Here is a 23787-nt window from a genome sequence, read left to right on the forward strand (position 1 = left end):
TAAAAAATTCAACAGCATAATGATTATTTTTCTAAGTTAACTATCCATCGACTTAATAAAAATTTAGCATTTCTATCTATTCATTTGTTATGACTCTTGAAATTGTTAATGATCTTTGTTTTGATAGATCAATGATTTCTCCATTTTTTAATAATTTTATTAAAGGGCGTGTTGGATTATATTGGTTGATAAACATTACTTCTGCTTTCTCTAAATTTGACAATTCTACTTTTGTTCCGATTGGTAAATCAGCTACTAGATTCGTCATTGCATTAACCACTTGAATATCAAATTTACCAAATTCCTCTTCTTTAATCATTTCAATTACTTTAAAAGGAGACTCTTTTGAACGATATAAACGTTCACTAGTCATTGCATGGAATGTGTCAGCAACTGCAATAATTTGTGCTAATTGAGATACTTTTTCATGATTAACTCCTAATGGATATCCACTTCCATCTAAACGTTCATGATGTTGGAATATTGCAATTTTCATCTCAGCCTTCAATGCTGGTAATTCTTTTACCATGTTATAGCTGTAAATTGGATGTTTCCGAATCTCATTAAATTCAGCTTCAGTTAATGCCGCTTTTTTATTTCGAATGCTTTTTGGAATTTTTGACATCCCACAATCTGCTAATGTCCCTGCTATCGCCATCTGCAATGTATTTCCTTTGTCAAATCCTAATTTGTTAGCAATTGAAGCTGCTATTAATCCTGTAGCGATACAATGGTGGTATAGATATTCATTCGGGTTAGAATAGCTGTTTAAATCAAAAATATATGACCGATCTTGCAAAACTTGTTCTACTAAAGGAAAAATCGTTCCTCTTACTTTTGTCATATCAATTTTTGCTCCAGCTTCCCAATTGCTAAAGTCTTTTTTAAATTGCTCCAATGTTTCTAAATACTTTTTTTCAAAGGGATTAATTTGTTTTACTTGCTCCGTAATGACGATAACTTCTTCGACCTCTCCTGTTTTACTTGGAACAGACTTTTTCACGCTATTAATGAGAATAGGCACTTCATGGATATTAAAAGCTTTAAAGACATGTAAATGCTTATGGGAAATAGGTGAATTTTTAGTTATAATTGGAAATCTAGTATTAGCATAGATGTCTTTTGCGATAATTGCACCTAACTCCAAGTTATTTACATTCACCATTGTAAATTTCACACTGAAAACCCCTTTTTGTTTTTTTCAAAAAGAATTCTCTATGTAAAATTATACAATAATTTAGTCAATATTTTAGTACTTTTTTAAAAAGAAAAAAGTGGCTGTCCTGAAAGTCGAACACTTTCTGAACAGCCTTACTTCTTATAGTAAACTTCTCTTAAAAACTTTGCTCCTGCGATGTCACAACAAACACGCCTCCTCATCGCAATTTATCTGCGGCGAAAGCGTTAGCGACAGCCGCAAAGGGCGGCGTCTCACAATGACTTTTCAGACGCCCCCTTTCGAAATTAAGATTATTCATCTAAATCTTTGTTTTCTACTTCATTTGAAGTTTCTTTTTCTTCATCTTTAACTTCGTTTTCTACTTCTGTAGTTGAATCATAATCATCAGAATTATCTTCTTTTTTCACTCTTGCTACCGTCGCAACGTGCTCATCTTCTGCTAATCGAATTAAGCGAACGCCTTGAGTATTTCGTCCAATGCAAGAAATATCATTTACATCCATGCGAATTAAAATACCATTATTCGTGATTAACATGATATCCTCTGTACCATCTACCGTTTTCACCGCACACATTGGACCGTTTTTCTCTGTGATATGAATCGTTTTTATTCCAACTCCACCGCGATTTTGTAAACGGTATTCTGACTCAGAAGTTCGTTTCCCATAACCTTTCTCTGTCACGACTAAAATATCTTGACTAGGTTCTACAATTTCCATACCAACTACCCAGTCACCGTCGCGAAGTTTTATACCGCGCACACCAGCTGCTGTGCGGCCCATTTCACGAATATCCTGTTCCTCAAAGCGAATTAACATGCCATTTCTTGTGCCGATAACGACATGTTTAGAACCATCTGTTAATCGAACAGAAATCAATTCATCGTCTTCATGTAAATGAATAGCAATTAAGCCGTTATTTCGGATATTGGCAAATTGTGATAAAGATGTACGTTTCGCAATCCCCATTTTTGTTGTAAAGACGAAGAAGGCATTTTCGTCATACTCTTTTACTCGAATCATCGCTGTTACTTTCTCTTCTTTATCAAGGTTTAATAAGTTTACAATCGGTAAACCTTTTGCCGTGCGACCAAATTCAGGGATTTCATAACCTTTTGCTCTGTATACTTTTCCTTTAGAAGTAAAGAATAAAATGACGTCGTGAGTAGATGTAAACAATAAATGTTCAACGAAATCATCTTCATGAGTATTCATTCCTTGAACTCCACGACCACCACGTTTTTGACTGCGATACGTGCTGGAAGCAAGTCTTTTTATATAACCTCTATGAGTTAGTGTAACAACAGAATCTTCCCTTGGGATTAAATCTTCATCTTCAATCATCTCAGGGCCACCAGGAGCTATTTCAGTCCGGCGTTCATCATTATATTTTTCTTTTATTTCTAGCAATTCTCTTTTAATAATATCTACTATCTTTGCCTCATCCGCTAAAATCGCTCTTAACTCGCCAATTAATTTTTGTAATTCTTGGTATTCATTTTCAATTTTTTCTCTTTCAAGTCCGCTTAAGCGAACAAGACGCATATCTAGTATCGCTTGTGCTTGTTTGTCGGTTAAGTTGAAACGTTCCATTAAAATTGGTTTTGCTTCTTCACCAGTGCGGGAAGAACGAATGATATTGATGATTTCATCGATATGATCTAGAGCAATGCGCAAACCTTCTAAAATATGAGCTCGATCTTCCGCTTTTCGAAGTTCAAATTGTGTGCGGCGTGTAATAACTTCTTTTTGATGTTGTAAATATTGATAGAGTACTTCTTTTAAGCTTAATACTTTCGGTTGTCCATTTACTAGCGCAAGCATATTCACGCTAAAATTCATTTGCATTGCTGTCTGTTTATATAAATTATTTAGCACAACATTTGCATTAGCGTCTTTTCTGATTTCAATGACAATCCGCATTCCACGGCGGTCAGATTCATCACGAAGATTCGAAATTCCTTCAATTTTTTTGTCTCGAACCAGCTCAGCAATTTTTTCAATTAATTTCGCTTTGTTCACTTGGTAAGGGATTTCTGTGACGATGATTGTTTCTTTACCAGTTGAGCTCGTTTCAATTTCGACTTTTGCACGGACAACAATTGTACCCCGACCAGTTTCATAAGCTCTACGAATTCCGCTTCGTCCCAAAATAATTCCACCTGTTGGGAAATCTGGCCCTGGAATAATTTCCATCAATTCTTCTGTCGTAATTTCAGGATTTTCAGCTACCGCAACGACAGCATCAATTGTTTCTCCTAATTGATGAGGCGGTATATTCGTAGCCATTCCCACTGCAATTCCTGATGCACCATTTACAAGTAAATTTGGGAAGCGAGATGGTAATACTTTAGGTTCCTTTTCTGTGCCATCATAGTTTGGATCGTAATCAATCGTATCCTTATTGATATCTCGCAACATTTCCATAGCAATTTTAGACATGCGAGATTCTGTATAACGCATGGCAGCTGCGCCGTCTCCATCAATGGAACCAAAGTTACCGTGACCATCCACTAACACGTAACGATAACTAAAATCTTGAGCCATACGCACCATTGCATCATAGATGGATGAGTCACCATGCGGGTGATATTTCCCCATGACGTCACCAACGATACGAGCGCTCTTTTTATACGGTTTATCTGAATGATTCCCCAGTTCATGCATGCCATATAAAATACGGCGTTGAACTGGTTTTAAACCATCTCGTACGTCTGGTAACGCGCGAGAAACAATTACGCTCATTGCATAACTTAAAAAAGATGATTGAACTTCTTCACTAATCTTTACTTGTTTGATTTCAGAATGTATATTCTCAGCCAAAGATAATAACCTCCCTTCACAAAAATTAAATGTCTAAGTTTTCAACATAGACGGCATTTTCTTCAATAAATTGTCTACGAGGCTCAACCTCATCGCCCATTAACTGTCTAAAAATTTGGTCTGCTTTAATAGCATCATCCAATTGAATTTGAAGCAACGTACGTCTTTCAGGATCCATCGTAGTTTCCCATAACTGATCTGCATTCATTTCTCCTAAACCTTTATATCGTTGAATTGTAGGTTTTGGATTGTCTGGAAGGCGATTTAATATTTCTTGAAGTTCTTCATCTGAATAACAATATTCAACATATTTTCCTTGTTTCACTTGATATAGAGGTGGTTGAGCAGCATATACATATCCTGCTTCAATAAGCGGACGCATGAAGCGGAAGAAGAACGTTAGCAATAAAATACGAATATGCGCTCCATCGACATCGGCATCGGTCATGATAATGATTTTATGATATCGTGCTTTTTCTAAATCAAACTCATCACCAATACCCGTACCAAATGCAGTAATCATCGCACGAATTTCTGTATTGGATAAAATGCGGTTTAAATTGGCTTTTTCAACGTTTAAAATTTTTCCGCGCAAAGGAAGAATCGCTTGGAAATATCGATCTCGGCCAGATTTCGCAGATCCGCCTGCTGAATCCCCCTCGACGATGAAAATTTCTGATTCTGCTGGGTTTGTTGAAGTACAGTCTGCAAGTTTACCCGGTAAGTTTGAAATTTCCAACGCTGATTTTCTTCTCGTGAATTCACGTGCCTTTTTGGCTGCAATTCGAGCTCGAGCAGCCATAATTCCCTTTTCAACAATTTTTCTAGCTACCGATGGATTTTCTAATAAGTAACGTTCAAAAGTTTCCGAGAAGATTTGATTTGTAATTGTGCTTACTTCAGAATTTCCTAATTTTGTTTTTGTCTGACCCTCAAATTGAGGATTAGGGTGTTTAACAGATATAATCGCAGTTAATCCTTCTCGGACATCTTCTCCTGTTAAGTTTGCATCATTATCTTTTAACAAGCCGTTTTTTCGTGCATATTCATTTATGACACGTGTCAAGGCTGTTTTAAATCCTGATTCGTGGGTACCACCTTCATATGTGTTGATATTATTAGCAAATGAATATATATCAGTTGAATATCCCGAATTATATTGCAGTGCAATTTCTAATGAAATTCCATCTTTTTCACCCGCAATATCAATCGTTTCATGAATCGGTTCCTTGGATTCATTTAAATGTTCAACATATTCTCTAATTCCGCCTTCATAATGATAAAAATCAGAACGGACCTCATCTCCACGCTCATCCGTTAAAGTAAGGATGATGCCGCGATTTAGATACGCCAATTCACGAATGCGGGTTGCTAGCGTTTCATAATCATACACAGTAGTTTCTCGGAAAATTTCTGGATCCGCTTTAAAGCGAGTAGTTGTTCCAGTTTCGTCAGTATCCCCAATAATTTTTAACGGCTCTACAGTTTTTCCACGGGAAAACTTAATGTAATAAATATGACCATCACGTTTCACATAAACTTCTGTTTCTAAAGACAACGCGTTTACAACAGAAGCTCCAACACCATGTAAACCACCTGAAACTTTATATCCTCCGCTACCAAACTTTCCGCCGGCATGGAGCACAGTCATAATGACTTCAACAGCAGGTATACCCATTTTTTCATGTGTGCTTACTGGTATTCCGCGACCATTATCTTCTACTCGAATCCAATTATCTTTTTCAATCGTTATATTAATTTTATTACAATAGCCAGCTAACGCTTCATCAATACTGTTGTCTACAATTTCCCATACTAAATGGTGCAAACCTTTTGAAGTTGTTGTTCCAATATACATTCCTGGACGTTTGCGGACAGCTTCTAATCCTTCTAAAACTTGTATTTGGTCAGCATCATAGTTTCCCTGAACTTTACTTTCCTCTAAAGCCACCACGTTCACCTACTCTTTCATACCCTTGTATGCATTATTTGAAATTCTTATTTTAAAATGCGAAAAAATAAACGCTAATCAAATCTCCACTTTCCCTTGTTTCACGTGAAACAATTTCGCATGTTGTATTGTCTCGTGGTGAATTCCATCAACACTCGTAGTTGTTACAAATGTCTGTACCTCTTCTTGAATCGTATTCAGCAAATGAGATTGACGGAAATCATCCAATTCAGACAACACATCATCTAATAGTAGAATAGGGGCTTCTCCCGTTTCTTGTTTTATTAATTCAATTTCTGCTAACTTCAATGAAAGAGCTGTTGTCCTTTGTTGTCCTTGCGAACCATATGTTTGAACATCGTAATCGTTTACGAAAAATTGCAAGTCATCACGATGAGGTCCAATTAAAGTAAGGCCCCTTTCCATTTCTTTCTCTTTCACTTGAGTAAATTTTTCTGCTAAGTATGTAGCTATTTCATTAGCAGTCCAATCTTTTTCAATCCCTTTTGTTGTGAGATATTTAATCTTTAACTTTTCAATTCCTTGGGATATGCCGGAATGGATTTTTTCTGCCCATTCTTGTAATAAATCAACAAATTCAAATCGTTTACGAATAATTTGTACTGCGGATTGAATATATTGTTCAGTGTAAATGTCAAACAGTACTTCATCGATTTTCGGTTTCCCCTGATAATTTTTCAACAACTGATTTCGTTGTTTTAAAAGCTTTTGAAAATTCAATAATTCATGTAAATAAACGGGAGAGATTTGCCCAATTTCCATATCAATAAAACGTCTGCGCACTTGAGGATTTCCTTTCACTATGTTTAAGTCCTCTGGCGCAAACATCACGACGTTAATTTGCCCTATATAATTACTCAGTTTCAATTGTTCAATATGGTTAACTTTCCCTTTTTTACCTTTCTTAGTAACTAACAATTCTAAGGGGATTTTACCGTATCGGTTTTTGATTTCACCTTTTATTTTACCATAGTCTGTTTCCCAACGTATTAATTCTTTATCATTACTCGTTCTATGGGACTTAGCCATAGCTAATACATAAATAGATTCTAATATATTTGTTTTTCCTTGAGCATTTTCTCCAATCAAAACATTAATTTGTGGAGAAAATTCTAAGTTGAGAGATTCATAATTACGGTAATTGGTAAGTTGTAAACGCTCAATAATCATTCCTTTTCTCCGTTCTTGTTTACAATTACATATCTTCCAATACCAGGTATATTAACAACGTCACCATTCCTTAATTTTTTGCCACGGCGTTTCTCTATTTCGCCGTTCACATAAACATCCGTTTCTTCTAGAAACCATTTTGCCATACCACCAGAACTAATAGCATTCGTAACTTTCAGTACTTGTCCTAGGGTGATAAATTCAGTATCAATTACTATTTCATTCAAACAAATTCAGCCTCCGTTTAGCGAACATCTATCATTTAATCTTACCTTAATTATCGCTAATAAGCTAGAAAAGCAATAGAAGCCTAACATAATTTTTGACGAAAAACATATAATTCAAACCCTTTTTAGCATTTTCTAGCGTCTTTATAATTTGATTAAAAAACGAATGTTATTAAAAATTCAACACGAAATTATTCACATTTTTTATCATAAAAAAAAATAAAAAACATATCATTTTCTCAAGAATCTATAAACCTAGTGCCCCCTTTTCTAAATTAGTTAGTCCAGTTTTTATAATGGAATCCATCTTTTTAAGCAAAAAAGTGTAGACAAGCCTACATTTCGACTTAATCTACACTTTTTCAATCTATTTAGTATGTTCTTACAGGTAAAATCAATTGAAGGATGGAATCATCATGCACTGATCGTAAGATAAATGGACGCATTGCACCTGTAAATTGAATAATTACTTCTTGTCCATCGATTGCTTTTAACGCTTCCATCATGTATTTTGCACTGAAGGAAATGACCAATTTCTCTCCTTCAATCGATTCAACTGGAATTTGTTCTTCTACTTTTCCGATTTCTGGGGAATTGGACGATATTTTCACAGCGTCATCTTCTAATGTTTCAAATCGTACAACATTATTTCGGTCTTCTCTAGCAACTAATGATGCACGATCAATTGCTTGTAAAAATGTTTTTCCATCCAGCTTAATGTTTGTTTTAAACTCATTAGGAATTAAACGAGATGTATCCGGATAGTTCCCTTCTAGCAAACGTGAGAAAAATAAAACTTGATCTGTTTTGAATAAAATTTGTTGATTGGACATCGTTATTTCAACAGGATTGCTTGTTTCACCCAAAATTTTATTTAGTTCGTTCAGGCTTTTTCCAGGAATAACAACAGATTCAATGCCATTTGGTAGATTTTCTAATTTTACTTTTCTTCTTGCTAATCGGTGGCTATCAGTTGCAACGCAAATTAGTTCATCATTTTCTATATTCCAGTTAACTCCTGTTAGTACAGGTCTGCTTTCACTAGCAGCAACAGCAAACACCGTTTCGCGAATAACCGATTTTAATAAATCAGCAGGGATTTCAAATCGATTTTCAGTAGAGATTTCTGGCAATAACGGATATTCAGATGCGTCTGAACCGATTAAATGGAATTCTGTTTTACCAGAACGAATATGAGTTTGTAATTCGTTTTTCACTTCAATTTCAACATCATTTGTAGGCAGTTTTCTTACAATTTCATTAAACATTCGAGCTTGTAAAACGATGGACCCTGTTTCAACAATATTAATAATTTGATTGCCATCTTCTTCAGCAGGAATGAACGTTTGAATTGTTATATCCGCATCAGATCCTGTAAGTAATACTCCATTATCTGTTACGTCAATTTTTATTCCTGTTAAGATTGGGATTGTTGTTTTCGAACTAATCGCTTTTGTTACATCATTTAGTCCATCCAACAACCGATCTCTCATTATTTCAAATTTCATCGTCATACCTCACTTATTAAATTATTATTTTTTTAAAATAATTAATAGAAATAGTATTAGTGGTTGTGGATTTGTGGATAAGTATAGTTTTAACTATAAAAAACAACATATCCACATGTTGATATTTTGTGTATATCCCTGTTAAAGAAAAAGTAAGTTATCCACAATCTTATTTTCCAAGCATGCTTCGAATCTGTTTTATTTCTTCCTGTAATTGTTTATCTTCCTTTAACATTTTTTCAATCTTTTCATGGGCATGAATTACCGTTGTATGGTCTCTCCCACCAAATTCTTCCCCTATTTTTGGCAAAGAAAAATCCGTAAGTTCTCTCGATAAATACATCGCTACTTGACGAGGAAAGGCTATAGATTTTGTTCGCTTTTTTGAACTGAAGTCTTCCAATCGAATGTTGTAATGTTCCCCTACTACTTTTTGAATATCTTGAATTGTCACGGATTTCGGTTTGGAATTAGGCATAATATCTTTTAAAGCTTCTTGTGCTAGTTCTACCGTAATGTCTTGATTTACTAATGATGAATACGCGACAACGCGAATTAGCGCTCCCTCTAATTCACGAATGTTTGTGTCAATTTGATTAGCAATATAGTGCATTACTTCATTAGGTATATCTAGTCCATCAGCTTTCGCTTTTTTACGCAAGATAGCGATTCGCGTTTCTAAATCAGGTGGGGTAATATCTGTAATTAATCCCCATTCAAATCGAGATCGTAATCGATCTTCTAATGTTGGAATTTCTTTTGGCGGACGGTCACTTGAAATAACAATTTGTTTTGATTCAGTGTGCAAAGTATTAAAAGTGTGGAAAAATTCTTCTTGCGTTGATTCTTTTCCAGCTAAAAATTGAATATCATCAATTAACAAAACGTCCACGTTGCGATATTTATTTCTGAATTCTTCCGCCTTATTATCTCGGATAGAATTAATAAATTCATTCGTGAATTTTTCAGAAGACAAGTAAACTACTTTTGCATTTGGATTATGTTCAAGTACGTAGTGTCCAATTGCATGCATTAAATGGGTTTTCCCTAATCCTACTCCCCCATAAATAAAGAAAGGGTTATAAGCTTTTGCCGGTGCTTCCGCAACTGCAAGGGAAGCAGCATGAGCAAAACGGTTTCCCGAGCCAATAACAAACGTATCAAAAGTGTATTTTGGATTAAGCATGCTATGAGGGCCTTCAGAAGGCTCAGCTGTTTTTGTTTGAATAACCGGCGCCGGAATATCAAAATCTTCGTTGTCCTGGTCCTTTTGTACAACAAATTTAATATACAAATCTTCTCCAGTTAATTCAGATAAGATCCCTGCAATTAGATGTACATAGTGGTTTTCCAGCCATTCTCGCGCAAACGAGTTTGGCGCAGCAATGGTTACGTTTGTTCCTTTGTATGAGAGCAATTTTGTAGATTTTAACCACGTCTCAAAGCTTGGTTTTGAAATTTGTTGTTCGACTCGGGCCAGGACTTTGTTCCATAACTCATCTAAATGTTCCAAGCCTGTGACTCCTTTACTTCATATTTTAATTTGAATAATTCCATTCAAAAACAATTCTCCAATTTTATTAAAACACAAAATCACAACCTGTGGATAACTTTTTTCCATAGGTTGTGATTTATTTTATCCACAAGTTATTAACAATTGTGGATAAAATATTTCCCAAAATTGTTTTCCACAAATTAAAGCACAATTATCCTATCAAAAAAACATCGTTGTTTCAATAGCTTGATAAACTTATCCACAATGTTCATTTTTATTCACAATATGTTTTTCCACAGGGGTTGGGTTTGTGAAAAAGATGTCGATAACAGTTGTGGATAAAAAAATTTAAAAAAATATTATCCACAAAATTTGTGAATATCTACAATTTCACTGTGGATATTTTTAAAAAATTTTGAATAATAAGAGCAGCATTCCTAAACTTGTAATCAAAGAGTCATTTGACAATAAGAAGGGTCTTTTTATATAATATTCAGGTCTATATGTATGATTAGATACTGAATAATCACTTTGGAGGTGTAAATATAGATGAAACGCACATATCAACCATCAAAAAGAAAACACAGCAAAGTACACGGATTCCGCAAACGTATGAGCACAAAAAATGGACGTAAAGTATTAGCTGCACGTCGTCGTAAAGGAAGAAAAGTGTTATCAGCATAAGTCCACTGAATTTTCAGTGGTCTTTTTTTTCTCGTTGCAATTTAAGGAAAAAGCGGGTGATTGATCGAGTGAGGAAGCGCCAAAGAATTAAGAAAAACAAAGAATTTCAACAGGTGTTTAATGAAGGAAAATCTTACGCTAATCGCCAGTTTGTCGTTTATTGTTTGCCTAAAGAAGGACAAAAGGAATTTCGAATTGGGCTATCCATAGGGAAAAAAATAGGAAATGCTGTGATTAGGAATCAAGTGAAACGTTATATCCGACAAGTATTTTTTGAAATAAAAGAAGAGCTTAGACAAGATATGGATTATGTTATTATCGCCAGAGTATCGGCGGCCAACTTAAATTATCATGAAACGAAAAAAAGTTTAGAGCATGTGCTGAAAATTGCAAAAGTTATTAAACGAAAAAAGAACTCTTGATTGTTTGAATGTAAGCGTCATCAATTTTAAAAAATAAAAGTAAATTGAAATGAAACTCGAGGTAGAGTATCTATATCAAAACATGGTAAAATAGCTAAAAAATGAATTCGAAGAACTGTAGAACTTTAGGAGGAACAGAGTTGAAAAAAAAATTTGGGATTATACTGACCTTAGCTTCAGCAGTTATTCTTCTTAGCGGATGTACTGAATATAATCAACCGATTTCTGCTGAAAGTGAAGGGTTTTGGAATCAATTTATTGTTTGGCCAATCGTTTCCATTACAAAATTCTTTGCTGATTTATTAGGATCGTATGGATTAGGTATAATCGCGGTAACAATTATCATAAGATTGGCAATACTTCCACTAACAATTAGACAAGTACAAAGCTCAAAGAAAATGCAAGAAATTCAGCCAAAAATAAAGGAACTTCAACAAAAATATAGTTCTAAAGATGCAGTAACACAGCAAAAATATCAACAAGAATTAATGGCTTTAATGCAATCTACTGGTGTTAACCCGATGATGGGATGTTTACCTGCTTTAATTCAAATGCCAATTATCATTGGACTATATCATGCGATTAGCCGCATGAATGTTACGCCAGAATTTGAGCTTGGAACATTTCTAATCTTCCCATTGGCGGAACCTAGTATAATTCTTGCAATTGCAGCTGGTTTAATTCAATATATTGTATTAATGACAGGCCCAGTGATGGATAACCCTCAAATGAAAATGATGATGTATATTATGCCTCTTATGATTATAGGATTTGGGATGGTTTTACCGGCAGCCTTATCATTATATTGGGTAGTCGGAAATATTATTTCGGTAATTCAAAATCTATTTATATATAAGAAACCTTGGCAAAAGAATGAAACTGAAAAACCTGCGACAACTGGAGGAGCGAAAAAGTGAAGCAAATTACGCAAACAGGCGCAACGAAGGAAGAAGCAATTGCTTTAGCGTTACAAAAGCTTGGCGTATCACGCAAACAAGTGGAAATTGAAGTTCTGCAAGAAGCAAAAAAAGGTTTTTTAGGATTTGGTGCTCGCCCTGCGGAAGTTCGAGTAACGATTATTGAAGAAGTAACAGAAGAAAAGGAAAAAGGGCAAGAAAAGTTAGCAGAAGATGGGACACCTGAAGAGGTAAAGGCAAGTATAGAACCACAATCAGAACAATCAAACGATGAAGAAGTTCAAGAAGAAGAACAACCAGATCCAATTGAAAGTGCTGTACAATACTTAACAAACATTGCAAAAGCGATGGATATTCATGACTTAAAAATTGAAACGGAAAAAGAAGGAAAAACGATTCTTTTCAAATTAGAGAGCGAAAAAGCAGCATTGATTATTGGAAAACGTGGTGCAAATTTAAATGCGTTGCAACAATTAACTCAACTAGTTGTAAATAAAACTGCAAAATCGTATGTCACAGTTAGGCTGGATGTTGAAAATTATCGTGAGCGTCGCCAACTAGCGTTGGAACAATTGGCAGAGAGAATGGCAGATAAAGCGATACGGACAGGAAAAAAAGTTGCATTGGAACCAATGCCATCATATGAAAGAAAAATTATTCATAATGCATTAGCAAATCGATTGGATGTTGAAACATATTCAGAAGGTGTAGAACCTAATCGTCATTTAGTAATTGAACCGGTTAAGTAAAATGAAAAACGATCTATCGAAAAGATAGATCGTTTTTTTATGGTGCGCCCGGCATGTACATGAACTATAGGGTGTAAGTCCCGAACCCCGAAGACAGAAGTAGAGGTTAGCCAAGAGCAAGGGTGTCCGTGGTGACGCGGAATCTGAAGGAAGCTGGAGGCAAAACACCGGTCCGAGGAACACGAACCTCATATAAGGCTAGGTATGATTGAGTGAGTTTGCCAAACAAAACAAAGCTCTTTCTGTCGAAGGTCATATCGAGTAGATGAGGCGGATAGATGGTGTGAAAGTGCATGTACTTACCCGGGGAGGTCTGGCGGATAGGTGAAGTACGCTTCATAACCTACTTAGTGATAAGTAGCTGAACCGTCAGAAGTCAGCAGAGGTCATAGTATTAGTTGGTCTAGAACAACTGAGAAGGACCGAACAATTAAGAGAGAATAGCCCTTGGCATTCAGTGAGTCATGATGAACACAGAAAACGTAGTACCTCACTTGAGGAAGGAAGCGGTGAATCCCGTGGGAGACCTCTTGGAGGGTGGAGTGACCACTGGCATAAGAAGACAAGCTATTCACGGAAGTTATGAAAACTTGCGTCAATTATCTTAATTGAACCGCCGTATACGGAACCGTACGTACGGTGGTGTGAGAGGACGGGAGCTAATCACTCCCTCCTACTCGATTGCGCCCGGCATGTACATGAACTATAGGGTGTAAGTCCCGAACCCCGAAGACAGAAGTAGAGGTTAGCCAAGAGCAAGGGTGTCCGTGGTGACGCGGAATCTGAAGGAAGCTGGAGGCAAAACACCGGTCCGAGGAACACGAACCTCATATAAGGCTAGGTATGATTGAGTGAGTTTGCGAAACAAAACAAAGCTCTTTCTGTCGAAGGTCATATCGAGTAAATGAGGCGGATAGATGGTGTGAAAGTGCATGTACTTACCCGGGGAGGTCTGGCGGATAGGTGAAGTTCGCTTCATAACCTACTTAGTGATAAGTAGCTGAACCGTCAGAAGTCAGCAGAGGTCATAGTATTAGTTGGTTTAGAACTACTAAGAAGGACCGAACAATTAAGAGAGAATAGCCCTTGGCATTCAGTGAGTCATGATGAACACAGAAAACGTAGTACCTCACTTGAGGAAGGAAGCGGTGAATCCCGTGGGAGACCTCTTGGAGGGTGGAGTGACCACTGGCATAAGAAGACAAGCTATTCACGGAAGTTATGAAAACTTGCGTCAATTATCTTAATTGAACCGCCGTATACGGAACCGTACGTACGGTGGTGTGAGAGGACGGGAGCTAATCACTCCCTCCTACTCGATTAGCATTCTGAGATGAATTCAGAAATATCCACATGTGGAAAAGTTCTATACTTTCGATTTGTAATAATTTGTGTTAATCTATTTTGTTAGTGAGAAAGTTCGGTAAGTTATCCACATGTGGATAATAAAAGGAGTGAAATGAATGGAAACAGATACAATTGCTGCGATATCCACACCGATGGGGGAAGGAGCAATCGCCATCGTTCGTTTAAGTGGAGATCATGCAATACAAGTAGCGGATAAAATATTTAAATCACCAAATAATAAAAAATTACAAGACCAACCAACTCATACAATTCATTACGGCCATTTAATTGATCCTAAAACCGAAAAGATAGTGGAAGAGGTAATGGTGTCGGTGATGAAGGCACCAAAAACATTTACTCGTGAGGATGTAGTGGAAATCAACTGTCACGGGGGACTAGTATCTGTAAATCGAGTATTAAATCTTGTTTTAAGAAATGGTGCACGGCTTGCAGAACCAGGTGAATTTACAAAACGTGCTTTCTTAAATGGGCGAATTGATTTATCTCAAGCGGAAGCGGTAATGGATTTAATTCGGGCGAAAACGGATCGAGCTATGAATGTTGCCCTAAATCAAATGGACGGGAAATTGTCTAAGTTAATTAAAGACTTGCGTCAAGCTTTAATTGAAACTTTAGCTCATGTGGAAGTAAATATTGATTATCCAGAATATGATGACGTTGAAGAAATGACGGTTCCAGTCTTATTAGAAAAATGTACTTGGGTTCGTGAGGAAATAAAAAAATTGCTTCAAACATCGAGCCAAGGGAAAATTTTGCGTGAAGGTTTATCAACGGTGATATTAGGAAGACCAAATGTCGGGAAATCATCGTTATTAAATAGTTTAGCGCAAGAAAATAAAGCAATTGTTACAGACATAGCAGGTACAACACGTGATATTATAGAAGAGTATGTCAACATTCGGGGTGTTCCTTTACGTTTAGTGGACACAGCAGGTATTCGGGAAACGGAAGATATCGTTGAACGGATAGGGGTAGAAAGATCTCGCCAAGTATTAAAAGAGGCTGATTTAATATTGCTCGTGTTAAATGCAGCAGAACCATTATCAGAAGAAGATGTAAGATTATTTGAAACGATACAAAACATGAATTTTATTGTAGTTGTCAATAAAACGGATTTACCGCAGCAAATCGATTTAGAAAAAGTGAAGTCTCTAGCAAATGGTAGACGGATTGTGACCACTTCTTTATTAAAAGAAGAAGGTGTTGATGCATTAGAAGAGGCAATTGCAGATTTATTCTTTGAGGGCCAAATTGAATCAGAGGATTTAACATATGTTTCGAATGCCCGCCATATTTCCGTATTGCAACAAGCTTTAGATGCGATTGAAGAAGCGATTGAATCTGCAAAAGCTGGAGTGCCAGTAGATATTGTTCAGATCGATGTAACAAGAACATGGGAATTACTAGGCGAAATCATAGGTGATACGGTACACGAGAGTCTCATTGATCAGTTATTCTCACAATTCTGTTTAGGAAAATAAATGAAACTTACTATAGAAGGGAAGATTATTTCGGCATGACAAATTATGAAGCAGGAATGTATGATGTCATTGTAGTCGGTGCAGGTCATGCTGGCGTTGAAGCAGCACATGCCGCTGCAAAATTGGGGGCAAAAACCCTCATGTTGACAATTAGTTTGGAAAATATTGCATTTATGCCATGTAATCCATCCATTGGAGGTCCTGCAAAGGGGATTGTTGTTCGTGAAATTGATGCACTTGGGGGATTAATGGCAAAAGTTATTGATAAAACCCACATTCAAATGAGGATGTTAAATACAGGGAAAGGCCCAGCTGTTCGTGCATTACGTGCACAAGCAGATAAAGTGTTATATCAACGGGAAATGAAACGAATTTTGGAGCAACAAGAAAATCTCCATATTCAGCAAGCGTTGGTAGAAGAATTAATAATTGAAGATGGAGAAGTAAAAGGTGTCATCACAAAAACCGGTGGAGTTTTCCGCGGAAAAGCAGTAATTTTAACAACTGGAACGTATTTGCGCGGTGAAATTATCATTGGTGATATCAAATATTCGAGCGGCCCTAACAACTCACAGCCGTCCATTACATTAGCGGACCAACTAAAAGATTTAGGTTTTGAAATTGTTCGTTTTAAAACTGGAACACCTCCTCGGTTGAATGGAAAAACTGTTGATTACAGCAAAATGGAAATTCAACCCGGGGATGATGTACCTCGAGCATTCAGTTATGAAACGACAGAATTTATTATGGATCAAATTCCTTGCTGGTTAACTTATACTTCCTTAGAAACCCATGAAATTATCAATGGAAATTTAGATAAGGCTCCAATGTTTACAGGATTAATTACAGGTCCTGGCCCAAGATATTGTCCTTCCATTGAGACAAAGGTTGTTCGTTTCAATGATAAACCTCGCCATCAAATATTTATAGAACCAGAAGGACGAGAAACGGATGAGGTGTACGTACAAGGGTTATCTACGAGCATGCCAGAAGATATTCAGCTAAAAATGATTGCTTCAATCCCTGGCTTAGAAAATGCTCAAATGATGCGACCTGGTTATGCAATTGAGTATGATGCCATTGTTCCGACTCAATTATGGCCAACCCTTGAAACAAAACGTATTAGAAATCTATACACTGCTGGACAAATCAATGGCACAAGCGGGTATGAAGAAGCGGCAGCACAAGGAATCATGGCAGGAATCAATGCGGCTGCTAAAATTTTTGGAAAAGAAGAACTCATATTAAAACGTTCTGAAGCATATATTGGCGTCTTAATTGATGATTTAGTAACGAAGGGAACTAATGAACCTTATCGTCTACTTACATCCCGTGCCGAATATCGCCTACTACTTCGTCATGATAACGCAGATCTACGTTTGACAGATATCGGATATAAAGTAGGTTTAATTTCAGAAGAACGTTATAATAAATTCTTGAAAAAGAAAGAACAAGTTGAAAATGAAATAGCGAGACTTCGCGAAGTAATCATTAAACCAAACGAAAAAACGCAAGAAGTAGTTCGTTCAGTTGGTGGAGCAGAACTTAAAGATGGGATACGTGCAATCGACTTACTGAAACGACCTGAAATGCGTTATGACTTAGTTGCATCCTTAACACCACCAGAAGAAAACTTAAGTGAAGAAGTAAAAGAACAAGTGGAAATTCAAATTAAATATGAAGGTTACATTCAAAAAGCATTGCAACAAGTAGAGCGACTTCATAAGTTAGAAAGCAAAAAGATACCAGAAAATATCGATTATGATGATGTACCAAACCTAGCTTCCGAAGCACGTGAAAAGTTAAAAGAAGTACGTCCATTAACAATTGCTCAAGCTTCGCGAATTTCCGGGGTAAACCCTGCGGATATATCAATCTTGCTTGTATATATTGAACAAGGAAAAATTGCGAAAATCAGTAGTAATTCTTAAAAAAAGGAGCGTTCGAGCAACATTGATCTCGAACGCTTATTTCTTATATCAAACTATATATAAACTCTATGTAAAGGGGTAGAAAATGAACGAACAACTTTTTATTCAAAGCTTAAAAGATAAAGGGATTGAACTGAATGAGACGCAAATAGAACAATTTCGGAAATATTTTGAAATTCTCGTTGAATGGAATGAAAAAATGAATTTAACAGCCATTACCGATTTAGAAGGCGTATATTTAAAGCATTTTTACGATTCAATCAGTGCAGCCTTTTACTTTGATTTTTCAAAAGTTGAAACTCTTTGTGATGTTGGCGCAGGTGCAGGGTTTCCAAGCATTCCGTTAAAAATTTGTTTTCCACACTTAAAAATTACAATTGTTGATTCGTTAAATAAACGTATTACATTTTTAAATCATTTAAGTGAACAATTAAATTTGACCCACTGCCATTTTGTTCACGCAAGAGCAGAAAACTTTGGTCAAAATTCAGCATATCGTGAACAATTTGATGTCGTTATGGCAAGGGCTGTTGCACGATTAAATGTGTTAGCGGAACTTTGCATTCCTTTAGTTAAAATAGAGGGTAATTTTATTGCATTAAAAGCCGCAGCTGCCCATGAAGAATATAAAGAAGCAAAAAAGGCCATTCAGGTTTTAGGTGGAGCTTTAAAAGAACAATTTGATTACCATTTGCCTATAGAAAATAGTGAACGAACAATTTTTGTCATTGAAAAAACAAAAAAGACGTCCAAAAAATATCCTAGAAAACCTGGGGTACCAAATAAAACACCAATTAAATAATCAATATGCGCTCAATCAAACTTGAGCGCATTATTCTTTACGTGCGCCCGGCATGTACATGAACTATAGGGTGTAAGTCCCGAACCCCGAAGACAGAAGTAGAGGTTAGCCAAGAGCAAGGGTGTCCGTGGTGACGCGGAATCTGAAGGAAGCTGGAGGCAAAACACCGGTCCGAGGAACACGAACCTCATATAAGGCTAGGTATGATTGAGTGAGTTTGCGTAACAAAACAAAGCTCTTTCTGTCGAAGGTCATATCGAGTAAATGAGGCGGATAGATGGTGTGAAAGTGCATGTACTTACCCGGGGAGGTCTGGCGGATAGGTGAAGTTCGCTTCATAACCTACTTAGTGATAAGTAGCTGAACCGTCAGAAGTCAGCAGAGGTCATAGTATTAGTTGGTTTAGAACTACTAAGAAGGACCGAACAATTAAGAGAGAATAGCCCTTGGCATTCAGTGAGTCATGATGAACACAGAAAACGTAGTACCTCACTTGAGGAAGGAAGCGGTGAATCCCGTGGGAGACCTCTTGGAGGGTGGAGTGACCACTGGCATAAGAAGACAAGCTATTCACGGAAGTTATGAAAACTTGCGTCAATTATCTTAATTGAACCGCCGTATACGGAACCGTACGTACGGTGGTGTGAGAGGACGGGAGCTAATCACTCCCTCCTACTCGATTATTTGCAAAACAATTCCGTTGTTACAACTTTTTCATGTATAATAAAAAATTGTAACAATCCATTTATTAAGATTATCAGTATACGATTCCTTCAAAATGAAATCACTTCTATCTAAAAACAGTTTGGAGTTCCACGTGAAACTCAAATAGAAATATGCTTTTGATAATAGAATTATATTATAATTATGACAATTTCATAGATTTTACTTCTATAAGACTCTGTACATTTCATATAGAATATTAAATAATAAAATATAGTGCAGATAGTTTCCAAAAGGTGGTGCCATTGAATGAAAAGTCCTTTTTCGCGATTTTTTGGGGGCGGGGAAAAACTAGTTTCTGAAAAAAAAAGTGAAATAGAAACGGAAGAGAAAGAGAGAAAACACTCTGAAGAAGTGATAAAAATTCCAATTGATCAAATCGTACCGAACCGATATCAGCCACGCACAATTTTTGATGAAGAAAAAATTGAAGAATTATCTAGAACCATTCATACTCATGGTGTCATACAACCGATTGTTGTTCGTCGTTTAGAAGATAACCGTTATGAAATCATTGCAGGAGAAAGACGTTATCGGGCGATTAAAAAATTAAATTGGACGGAAGTACCTGCAATTGTACGGAATTTAAATGATAAAGAGACAGCTTCAATTGCGTTAATAGAGAACTTGCAGCGTGAAGAGTTGACAGCCATCGAAGAAGCATTAGCTTACCAACAACTAATTGAGCTGCATCATTTAACACAAGAAGCACTCGCTCAACGCCTTGGAAAAGGTCAGTCCACCGTTGCTAATAAATTAAGATTGTTAAAACTTCCAAAATATGTGCAAGATGCAATTTTAAAACGTGAAATTACTGAGCGTCATGCACGAGCGTTAATCAGTGTGAAAGACGAAGAATTACAAATAAAATTAGTCGAATTGATAAAAGAAAATGACTGGAACGTCCGTCAGCTTGAAGAATATATTCAACAACTAACAAAACCTGTTGAAACGGAAGAAGAGAAAAAAACAAAACCAAAACGCAAGGCTATTAGTAAAGATATTCGCATCGCTTTAAATACAATTAAGCAATCCTTATCGATGGTATCAAAAAGCGGAATTAATATAAAAACGGAAGAAGAAGATACGGAAGATTACTATCAAATCACAGTAAAAATACCAAAGAAAAAGTCTTAAATTGTTTCACGTGAAACTAGTGGTCGTCTCTGCCACGTACAGAGACGACCGCTTTTTCTATATTATTTTTTCAAGAAATTTGGTTTATGGAATACAACTATATTATAAATTTGATAGAATGAAAGAAGTAAATATAAATTCTATTTGACTAAAAAATTACGCTTTTAACTATTCGAAAAGATGAAAGCAGGTGCACAAAATTGGGAAGAATTTTAGCAATCGCCAACCAAAAGGGCGGTGTCGGAAAAACTACTACATCTGTAAATTTGAGCGCTTGCCTTGCTTATTTAGGAAAAAAAGTATTGCTAATTGACATCGATCCCCAAGGAAATGCCACTAGTGGAGTTGGCATAAATAAAGGAGAAACATCTAGCTGTATTTACGACGTGATTATTGATGATGAAGATGTAAAAAACGTTATTCAACAAACAAAAGTAGAAAATTTGTATGTCATACCAGCTACTATTTCATTAGCAGGTGCTGAAATTGAATTAGTTTCTACAATCTCACGGGAAGTGCGTTTAAAGCATGCATTGGAAGAGGTTAAAGATGATTATGACTTCATCATTATTGACTGCCCACCATCATTAGGGCTGTTAACGATCAATGCTTTAACTGCATCGGATGCAGTCATTATTCCTGTTCAATGTGAATATTACGCGTTAGAGGGGCTTAGTCAGCTATTATCAACAGTGAGATTGGTACAAAAACATTTAAATCCAACTTTATCAATTGATGGTGTCCTTTTAACGATGTTAGATGCTCGTACAAATCTGGGGATTCAAGTGATTGAGGAAGTAAAAAAATATTTTCAAGATAAAGTCTACAAAACAATTATTCCTCGAAATGTACGTTTAAGTGAAGCACCCAGCTTTGGAGAACCAATTATCATCTATGATCCGAAATCACGAGGCGCTGAAGTGTATTTAGAGTTAGCAAGGGAAGTGGTAAAAAATGGCTAGAGGTTTAGGGAAAGGGATTGGTGCTCTATTTCCTACAGAAACATTAGAGTCCATTCAAGAAACTATTCAGAATGAAGAACATGTAGAAAAAATTCCGTTGCAAAAACTTGTCGCAAATCCTTTTCAACCACGGAAGAAGTTTGATGATGAAACAATTGAAGAATTAGCTCAATCCATTCGAGAACATGGTATTATTCAACCAATCGTTGTCAGAAAGAAAGGAAAAAAATACGAAATAGTCGTGGGAGAACGTCGTTATCGTGCGGCTAAATTGGCGAAGTTAGAGGAAATTCCGGCAATAATTAAAGAAATGACAGAAGAACAAATGATGGAACTTGCTATCCTAGAAAATTTACAAAGAGAAGATTTAACTCCAATTGAAGAAGCTGAAGCATATCAAAATTTAATTGAAAAATTAAATTTCACTCAAGATGATTTAGCAAAACGATTGGGGAAAAGCCGTCCGCATATCACGAATATGATTCGATTACTTCAATTACCAGAAGAAGTTCGGCAAATGGTAAATGATGGAGCCCTTTCAATGGGTCATGGAAGAGCATTACTTGGATTAAAAAATAAAAGAAAAATAATAGAAGTAGCAAAAAAAGTAGTGAATCAATCATTAAATGTACGTCAATTAGAAGCATTAATTAAACAACTAAACGAAAATGTTTCACGTGAAACGAAAAAGTCAACAAATAAGGATATTTTTGTTCAAGCAACTGAATCACAATTAAGGGAATTTTTTGGTACAAATGTTCAAATAAAGAAAACAAAAAATAAAGGGAAAATTGAAATTGAATTTTATTCTGAAGATGATTTGGAGCGTATATTAGAAATATTAAATTTAGAACATGATGAGGTATAAAAAGGGCGCCAATTAAGGCGCTCTATTTTTGAAAACAAAGAAAGAGGATAACAACTTATGGTATTATTCGGAACAATTATCAATGCATTATTGATTATCATCGGTTCGATCATTGGACGCTTCTTAAAGAATTTACCAGAAAAAATGAAAAATACCGTACTTTCAATTATTGGACTTGCAGTTGCATTGTTAGGTATTCAAATGGGATTAAAAACGAATAATTTTGTTATTTTGATTGTTAGCTTAGTAGTTGGGGCGATTATAGGTGAGTGGATTGATTTAGATTCATCATTTAATCGTTTTGGAAAATGGGTCGAATCAAAAATAAAAAGTAAAGATTCAAATAGTAATATTGCTGAAGGTTTTATTACAGCGTCCCTTATTTTTGTTATTGGCTCAATGGGAATTATCGGTGCATTAGACAGCGGGTTAAGAAATGATCATGCTGTTCTTATTACAAAAGGAATTATAGACGGCTTTACCTCCATTATTTTGACATCTACGTTAGGTATAGGTGTATTATTATCAGCATTTCCCGTATTGATTTATCAAGGTATGATTGCTATATTTTCAGGACTGATTAGTAAATACATACCTGAAGAGGCAATGAATCTCTTTATCCAAGAAATGACAGCAACTGGCGGCGTTATGATATTAGCGATTGGTTTAAATATTGCAGGATTAACTAAAATTCGTGTAGCCAATTTGCTGCCAGGAATTGTTGTTGTTCTTGGAATAATTGTAATCATGTTTCCTTTTCAATAAATGACGTTGATACGCAAGCAAAAGTGCACGGGCAATTTTATTGCTCATCGAATAAGTTACATGAAGTCGAGTGTTTTGCAAAACTAGCATTTCCATAAATCCACCTACATTGACAACTCCTTTGATGGAAATATCGCCGATGGGTGGCAGCTCTTTATTCACTGCTTTTCCAGGCAGTAAAGGTCCGTTTTGGATAATAATTTGACCAATACTTTTTTCTCTTCCAAGACATGCATCAATAGCTACAACGAAAGGGAAAGTGGACATTTGTTGTAATTCTTCAACAGTAAGTGCTAAATTGATAGCATGAAGAGGATCTTCTAGCGTTCCAATGATTCGAAAAGGAAACTGATAGTTGGATAATAAACTTCCGGTTAAAGGACCTAAAGCGTCTCCCGTAGAACGGTCTGTACCGATGCAACAAAAAACAAGATTGTTATGTTCAAAGGGAATATGTTGTAAAAATAATTCGCTTAAACGCCATATTGCACCTGTTTCTTCATGATGAACGGACATTTTAAATAGTTCTTGAGAAATATTTTGCATGTGATTCCCACTTTCTTTTATGATTTTAGAATAGAATGTCTATAATTATTTTTTAGAA

General features: G+C 36.0%; 22 protein-coding genes. 14 read left to right on the forward strand and 8 right to left on the reverse strand.

Annotation, left to right across the window (positions count from 1 at the left end; all coding sequences use genetic code 11):
• Positions 1 to 76: 76 nt before the first annotated feature.
• The 7 genes from NST98_RS12685 to dnaA all read right to left on the reverse strand — a co-directional run bounded on the left by NST98_RS12685 (position 77) and on the right by dnaA (position 10392).
• Positions 77 to 1177, reverse strand: coding sequence for an HD-GYP domain-containing protein (locus tag NST98_RS12685; RefSeq protein ID WP_340709625.1), 1101 nt, complete (start codon positions 1175 to 1177; stop codon positions 77 to 79).
• 293 nt (positions 1178 to 1470) lie between these two features.
• The gene (gene gyrA, locus NST98_RS12690) at positions 1471 to 4002 is read right to left on the reverse strand and encodes a DNA gyrase subunit A (protein ID WP_340704734.1); all 2532 of its coding nucleotides are present in this window, start codon (positions 4000 to 4002) and stop codon (positions 1471 to 1473) included.
• 25 nt (positions 4003 to 4027) lie between these two features.
• The gene (gene gyrB, locus NST98_RS12695; protein ID WP_408647311.1) at positions 4028 to 5962 is read right to left on the reverse strand and encodes a DNA topoisomerase (ATP-hydrolyzing) subunit B; all 1935 of its coding nucleotides are present in this window, start codon (positions 5960 to 5962) and stop codon (positions 4028 to 4030) included.
• Positions 5963 to 6031: 69 nt separating this feature from the next.
• Entirely contained in the window at positions 6032 to 7144 is a 1113-nt protein-coding gene (recF, locus tag NST98_RS12700; protein WP_096549963.1) for a DNA replication/repair protein RecF, read from the reverse strand.
• Entirely contained in the window at positions 7141 to 7371 is a 231-nt protein-coding gene (gene yaaA / locus NST98_RS12705; protein ID WP_016839595.1) for a S4 domain-containing protein YaaA, read from the reverse strand. Before yaaA ends, recF begins: the two co-directional genes overlap by 4 nt.
• A 371-nt stretch (positions 7372 to 7742) precedes the next feature.
• The gene (dnaN, locus tag NST98_RS12710) at positions 7743 to 8879 is read right to left on the reverse strand and encodes a DNA polymerase III subunit beta (protein WP_340715262.1); all 1137 of its coding nucleotides are present in this window, start codon (positions 8877 to 8879) and stop codon (positions 7743 to 7745) included.
• A gap of 169 nt (positions 8880 to 9048) precedes the next feature.
• A complete protein-coding gene (dnaA, locus tag NST98_RS12715; RefSeq protein WP_096549965.1) occupies positions 9049 to 10392 on the reverse strand; it encodes a chromosomal replication initiator protein DnaA in 1344 nt (447 codons plus the stop codon).
• A gap of 531 nt (positions 10393 to 10923) precedes the next feature.
• Here dnaA and rpmH point away from each other — a divergent pair.
• The 14 genes from rpmH to NST98_RS12785 all read left to right on the forward strand — a co-directional run bounded on the left by rpmH (position 10924) and on the right by NST98_RS12785 (position 23183).
• Positions 10924 to 11058, forward strand: a complete 135-nt coding sequence (rpmH, locus tag NST98_RS12720; protein WP_016839592.1) for a 50S ribosomal protein L34 — start codon at positions 10924 to 10926, stop codon at positions 11056 to 11058.
• A gap of 68 nt (positions 11059 to 11126) precedes the next feature.
• Positions 11127 to 11480, forward strand: a complete 354-nt coding sequence (gene rnpA / locus NST98_RS12725) for a ribonuclease P protein component (RefSeq protein ID WP_096552378.1) — start codon at positions 11127 to 11129, stop codon at positions 11478 to 11480.
• Positions 11481 to 11620: 140 nt separating this feature from the next.
• Entirely contained in the window at positions 11621 to 12397 is a 777-nt protein-coding gene (yidC, locus tag NST98_RS12730) for a membrane protein insertase YidC (RefSeq protein WP_340715263.1), read from the forward strand.
• Positions 12394 to 13146 (forward strand): RNA-binding cell elongation regulator Jag/EloR, encoded by a 753-nt coding sequence (gene jag, locus NST98_RS12735; protein ID WP_168412426.1) that lies wholly within the window; start codon positions 12394 to 12396, stop codon positions 13144 to 13146. Before yidC ends, jag begins: the two co-directional genes overlap by 4 nt.
• Positions 13147 to 13610: 464 nt before the next feature.
• Positions 13611 to 13754 carry a hypothetical protein gene (locus NST98_RS12740; RefSeq protein WP_172597780.1) on the forward strand — a complete coding sequence of 48 codons (144 nt, stop codon included), beginning with the start codon at positions 13611 to 13613 and terminating at the stop codon, positions 13752 to 13754.
• A gap of 495 nt (positions 13755 to 14249) precedes the next feature.
• On the forward strand, positions 14250 to 14393 hold the full coding sequence (locus NST98_RS12745) for a hypothetical protein (RefSeq protein ID WP_172597780.1): 144 nt from the start codon (positions 14250 to 14252) through the stop codon (positions 14391 to 14393).
• A 216-nt stretch (positions 14394 to 14609) separates the two neighbouring features.
• The gene (mnmE, locus tag NST98_RS12750) at positions 14610 to 15995 is read left to right on the forward strand and encodes a tRNA uridine-5-carboxymethylaminomethyl(34) synthesis GTPase MnmE (RefSeq protein ID WP_096549967.1); all 1386 of its coding nucleotides are present in this window, start codon (positions 14610 to 14612) and stop codon (positions 15993 to 15995) included.
• A 35-nt stretch (positions 15996 to 16030) separates the two neighbouring features.
• Entirely contained in the window at positions 16031 to 17926 is a 1896-nt protein-coding gene (gene mnmG, locus NST98_RS12755; protein WP_340715264.1) for a tRNA uridine-5-carboxymethylaminomethyl(34) synthesis enzyme MnmG, read from the forward strand.
• 85 nt (positions 17927 to 18011) lie between these two features.
• A complete protein-coding gene (gene rsmG / locus NST98_RS12760) occupies positions 18012 to 18728 on the forward strand; it encodes a 16S rRNA (guanine(527)-N(7))-methyltransferase RsmG (protein ID WP_340715265.1) in 717 nt (238 codons plus the stop codon).
• 463 nt (positions 18729 to 19191) lie between these two features.
• A complete protein-coding gene (locus NST98_RS12765; protein WP_172597780.1) occupies positions 19192 to 19335 on the forward strand; it encodes a hypothetical protein in 144 nt (47 codons plus the stop codon).
• Between the two features lie 365 nt (positions 19336 to 19700).
• Positions 19701 to 20588: a nucleoid occlusion protein gene (noc, locus tag NST98_RS12770; RefSeq protein ID WP_016838925.1), complete on the forward strand. Its 888-nt coding sequence runs from the start codon at positions 19701 to 19703 to the stop codon at positions 20586 to 20588.
• Between the two features lie 200 nt (positions 20589 to 20788).
• The gene (locus NST98_RS12775) at positions 20789 to 21550 is read left to right on the forward strand and encodes a ParA family protein (protein ID WP_016838924.1); all 762 of its coding nucleotides are present in this window, start codon (positions 20789 to 20791) and stop codon (positions 21548 to 21550) included.
• Positions 21543 to 22418 (forward strand): ParB/RepB/Spo0J family partition protein, encoded by an 876-nt coding sequence (locus NST98_RS12780; protein ID WP_016838923.1) that lies wholly within the window; start codon positions 21543 to 21545, stop codon positions 22416 to 22418. Before NST98_RS12775 ends, NST98_RS12780 begins: the two co-directional genes overlap by 8 nt.
• Before the next feature lie 57 nt (positions 22419 to 22475).
• Entirely contained in the window at positions 22476 to 23183 is a 708-nt protein-coding gene (locus tag NST98_RS12785; RefSeq protein WP_340715266.1) for a DUF554 domain-containing protein, read from the forward strand.
• On the opposite strand, the gene yyaC is transcribed toward NST98_RS12785, so the two are convergent.
• Complete coding sequence (yyaC, locus tag NST98_RS12790; RefSeq protein WP_340715267.1) at positions 23100 to 23729, reverse strand: spore protease YyaC; 630 nt, start codon at positions 23727 to 23729, stop codon at positions 23100 to 23102. The two genes, NST98_RS12785 and yyaC, sit on opposite strands and share 84 nt — an antisense overlap.
• Between the last annotated feature and the right edge of the window lie 58 nt (positions 23730 to 23787).

This window comes from Ureibacillus sp. FSL W8-0352 (assembly GCF_038004345.1).
Taxonomy (GTDB): Bacteria; Bacillota; Bacilli; order Bacillales_A; family Planococcaceae; genus Ureibacillus; species Ureibacillus thermosphaericus.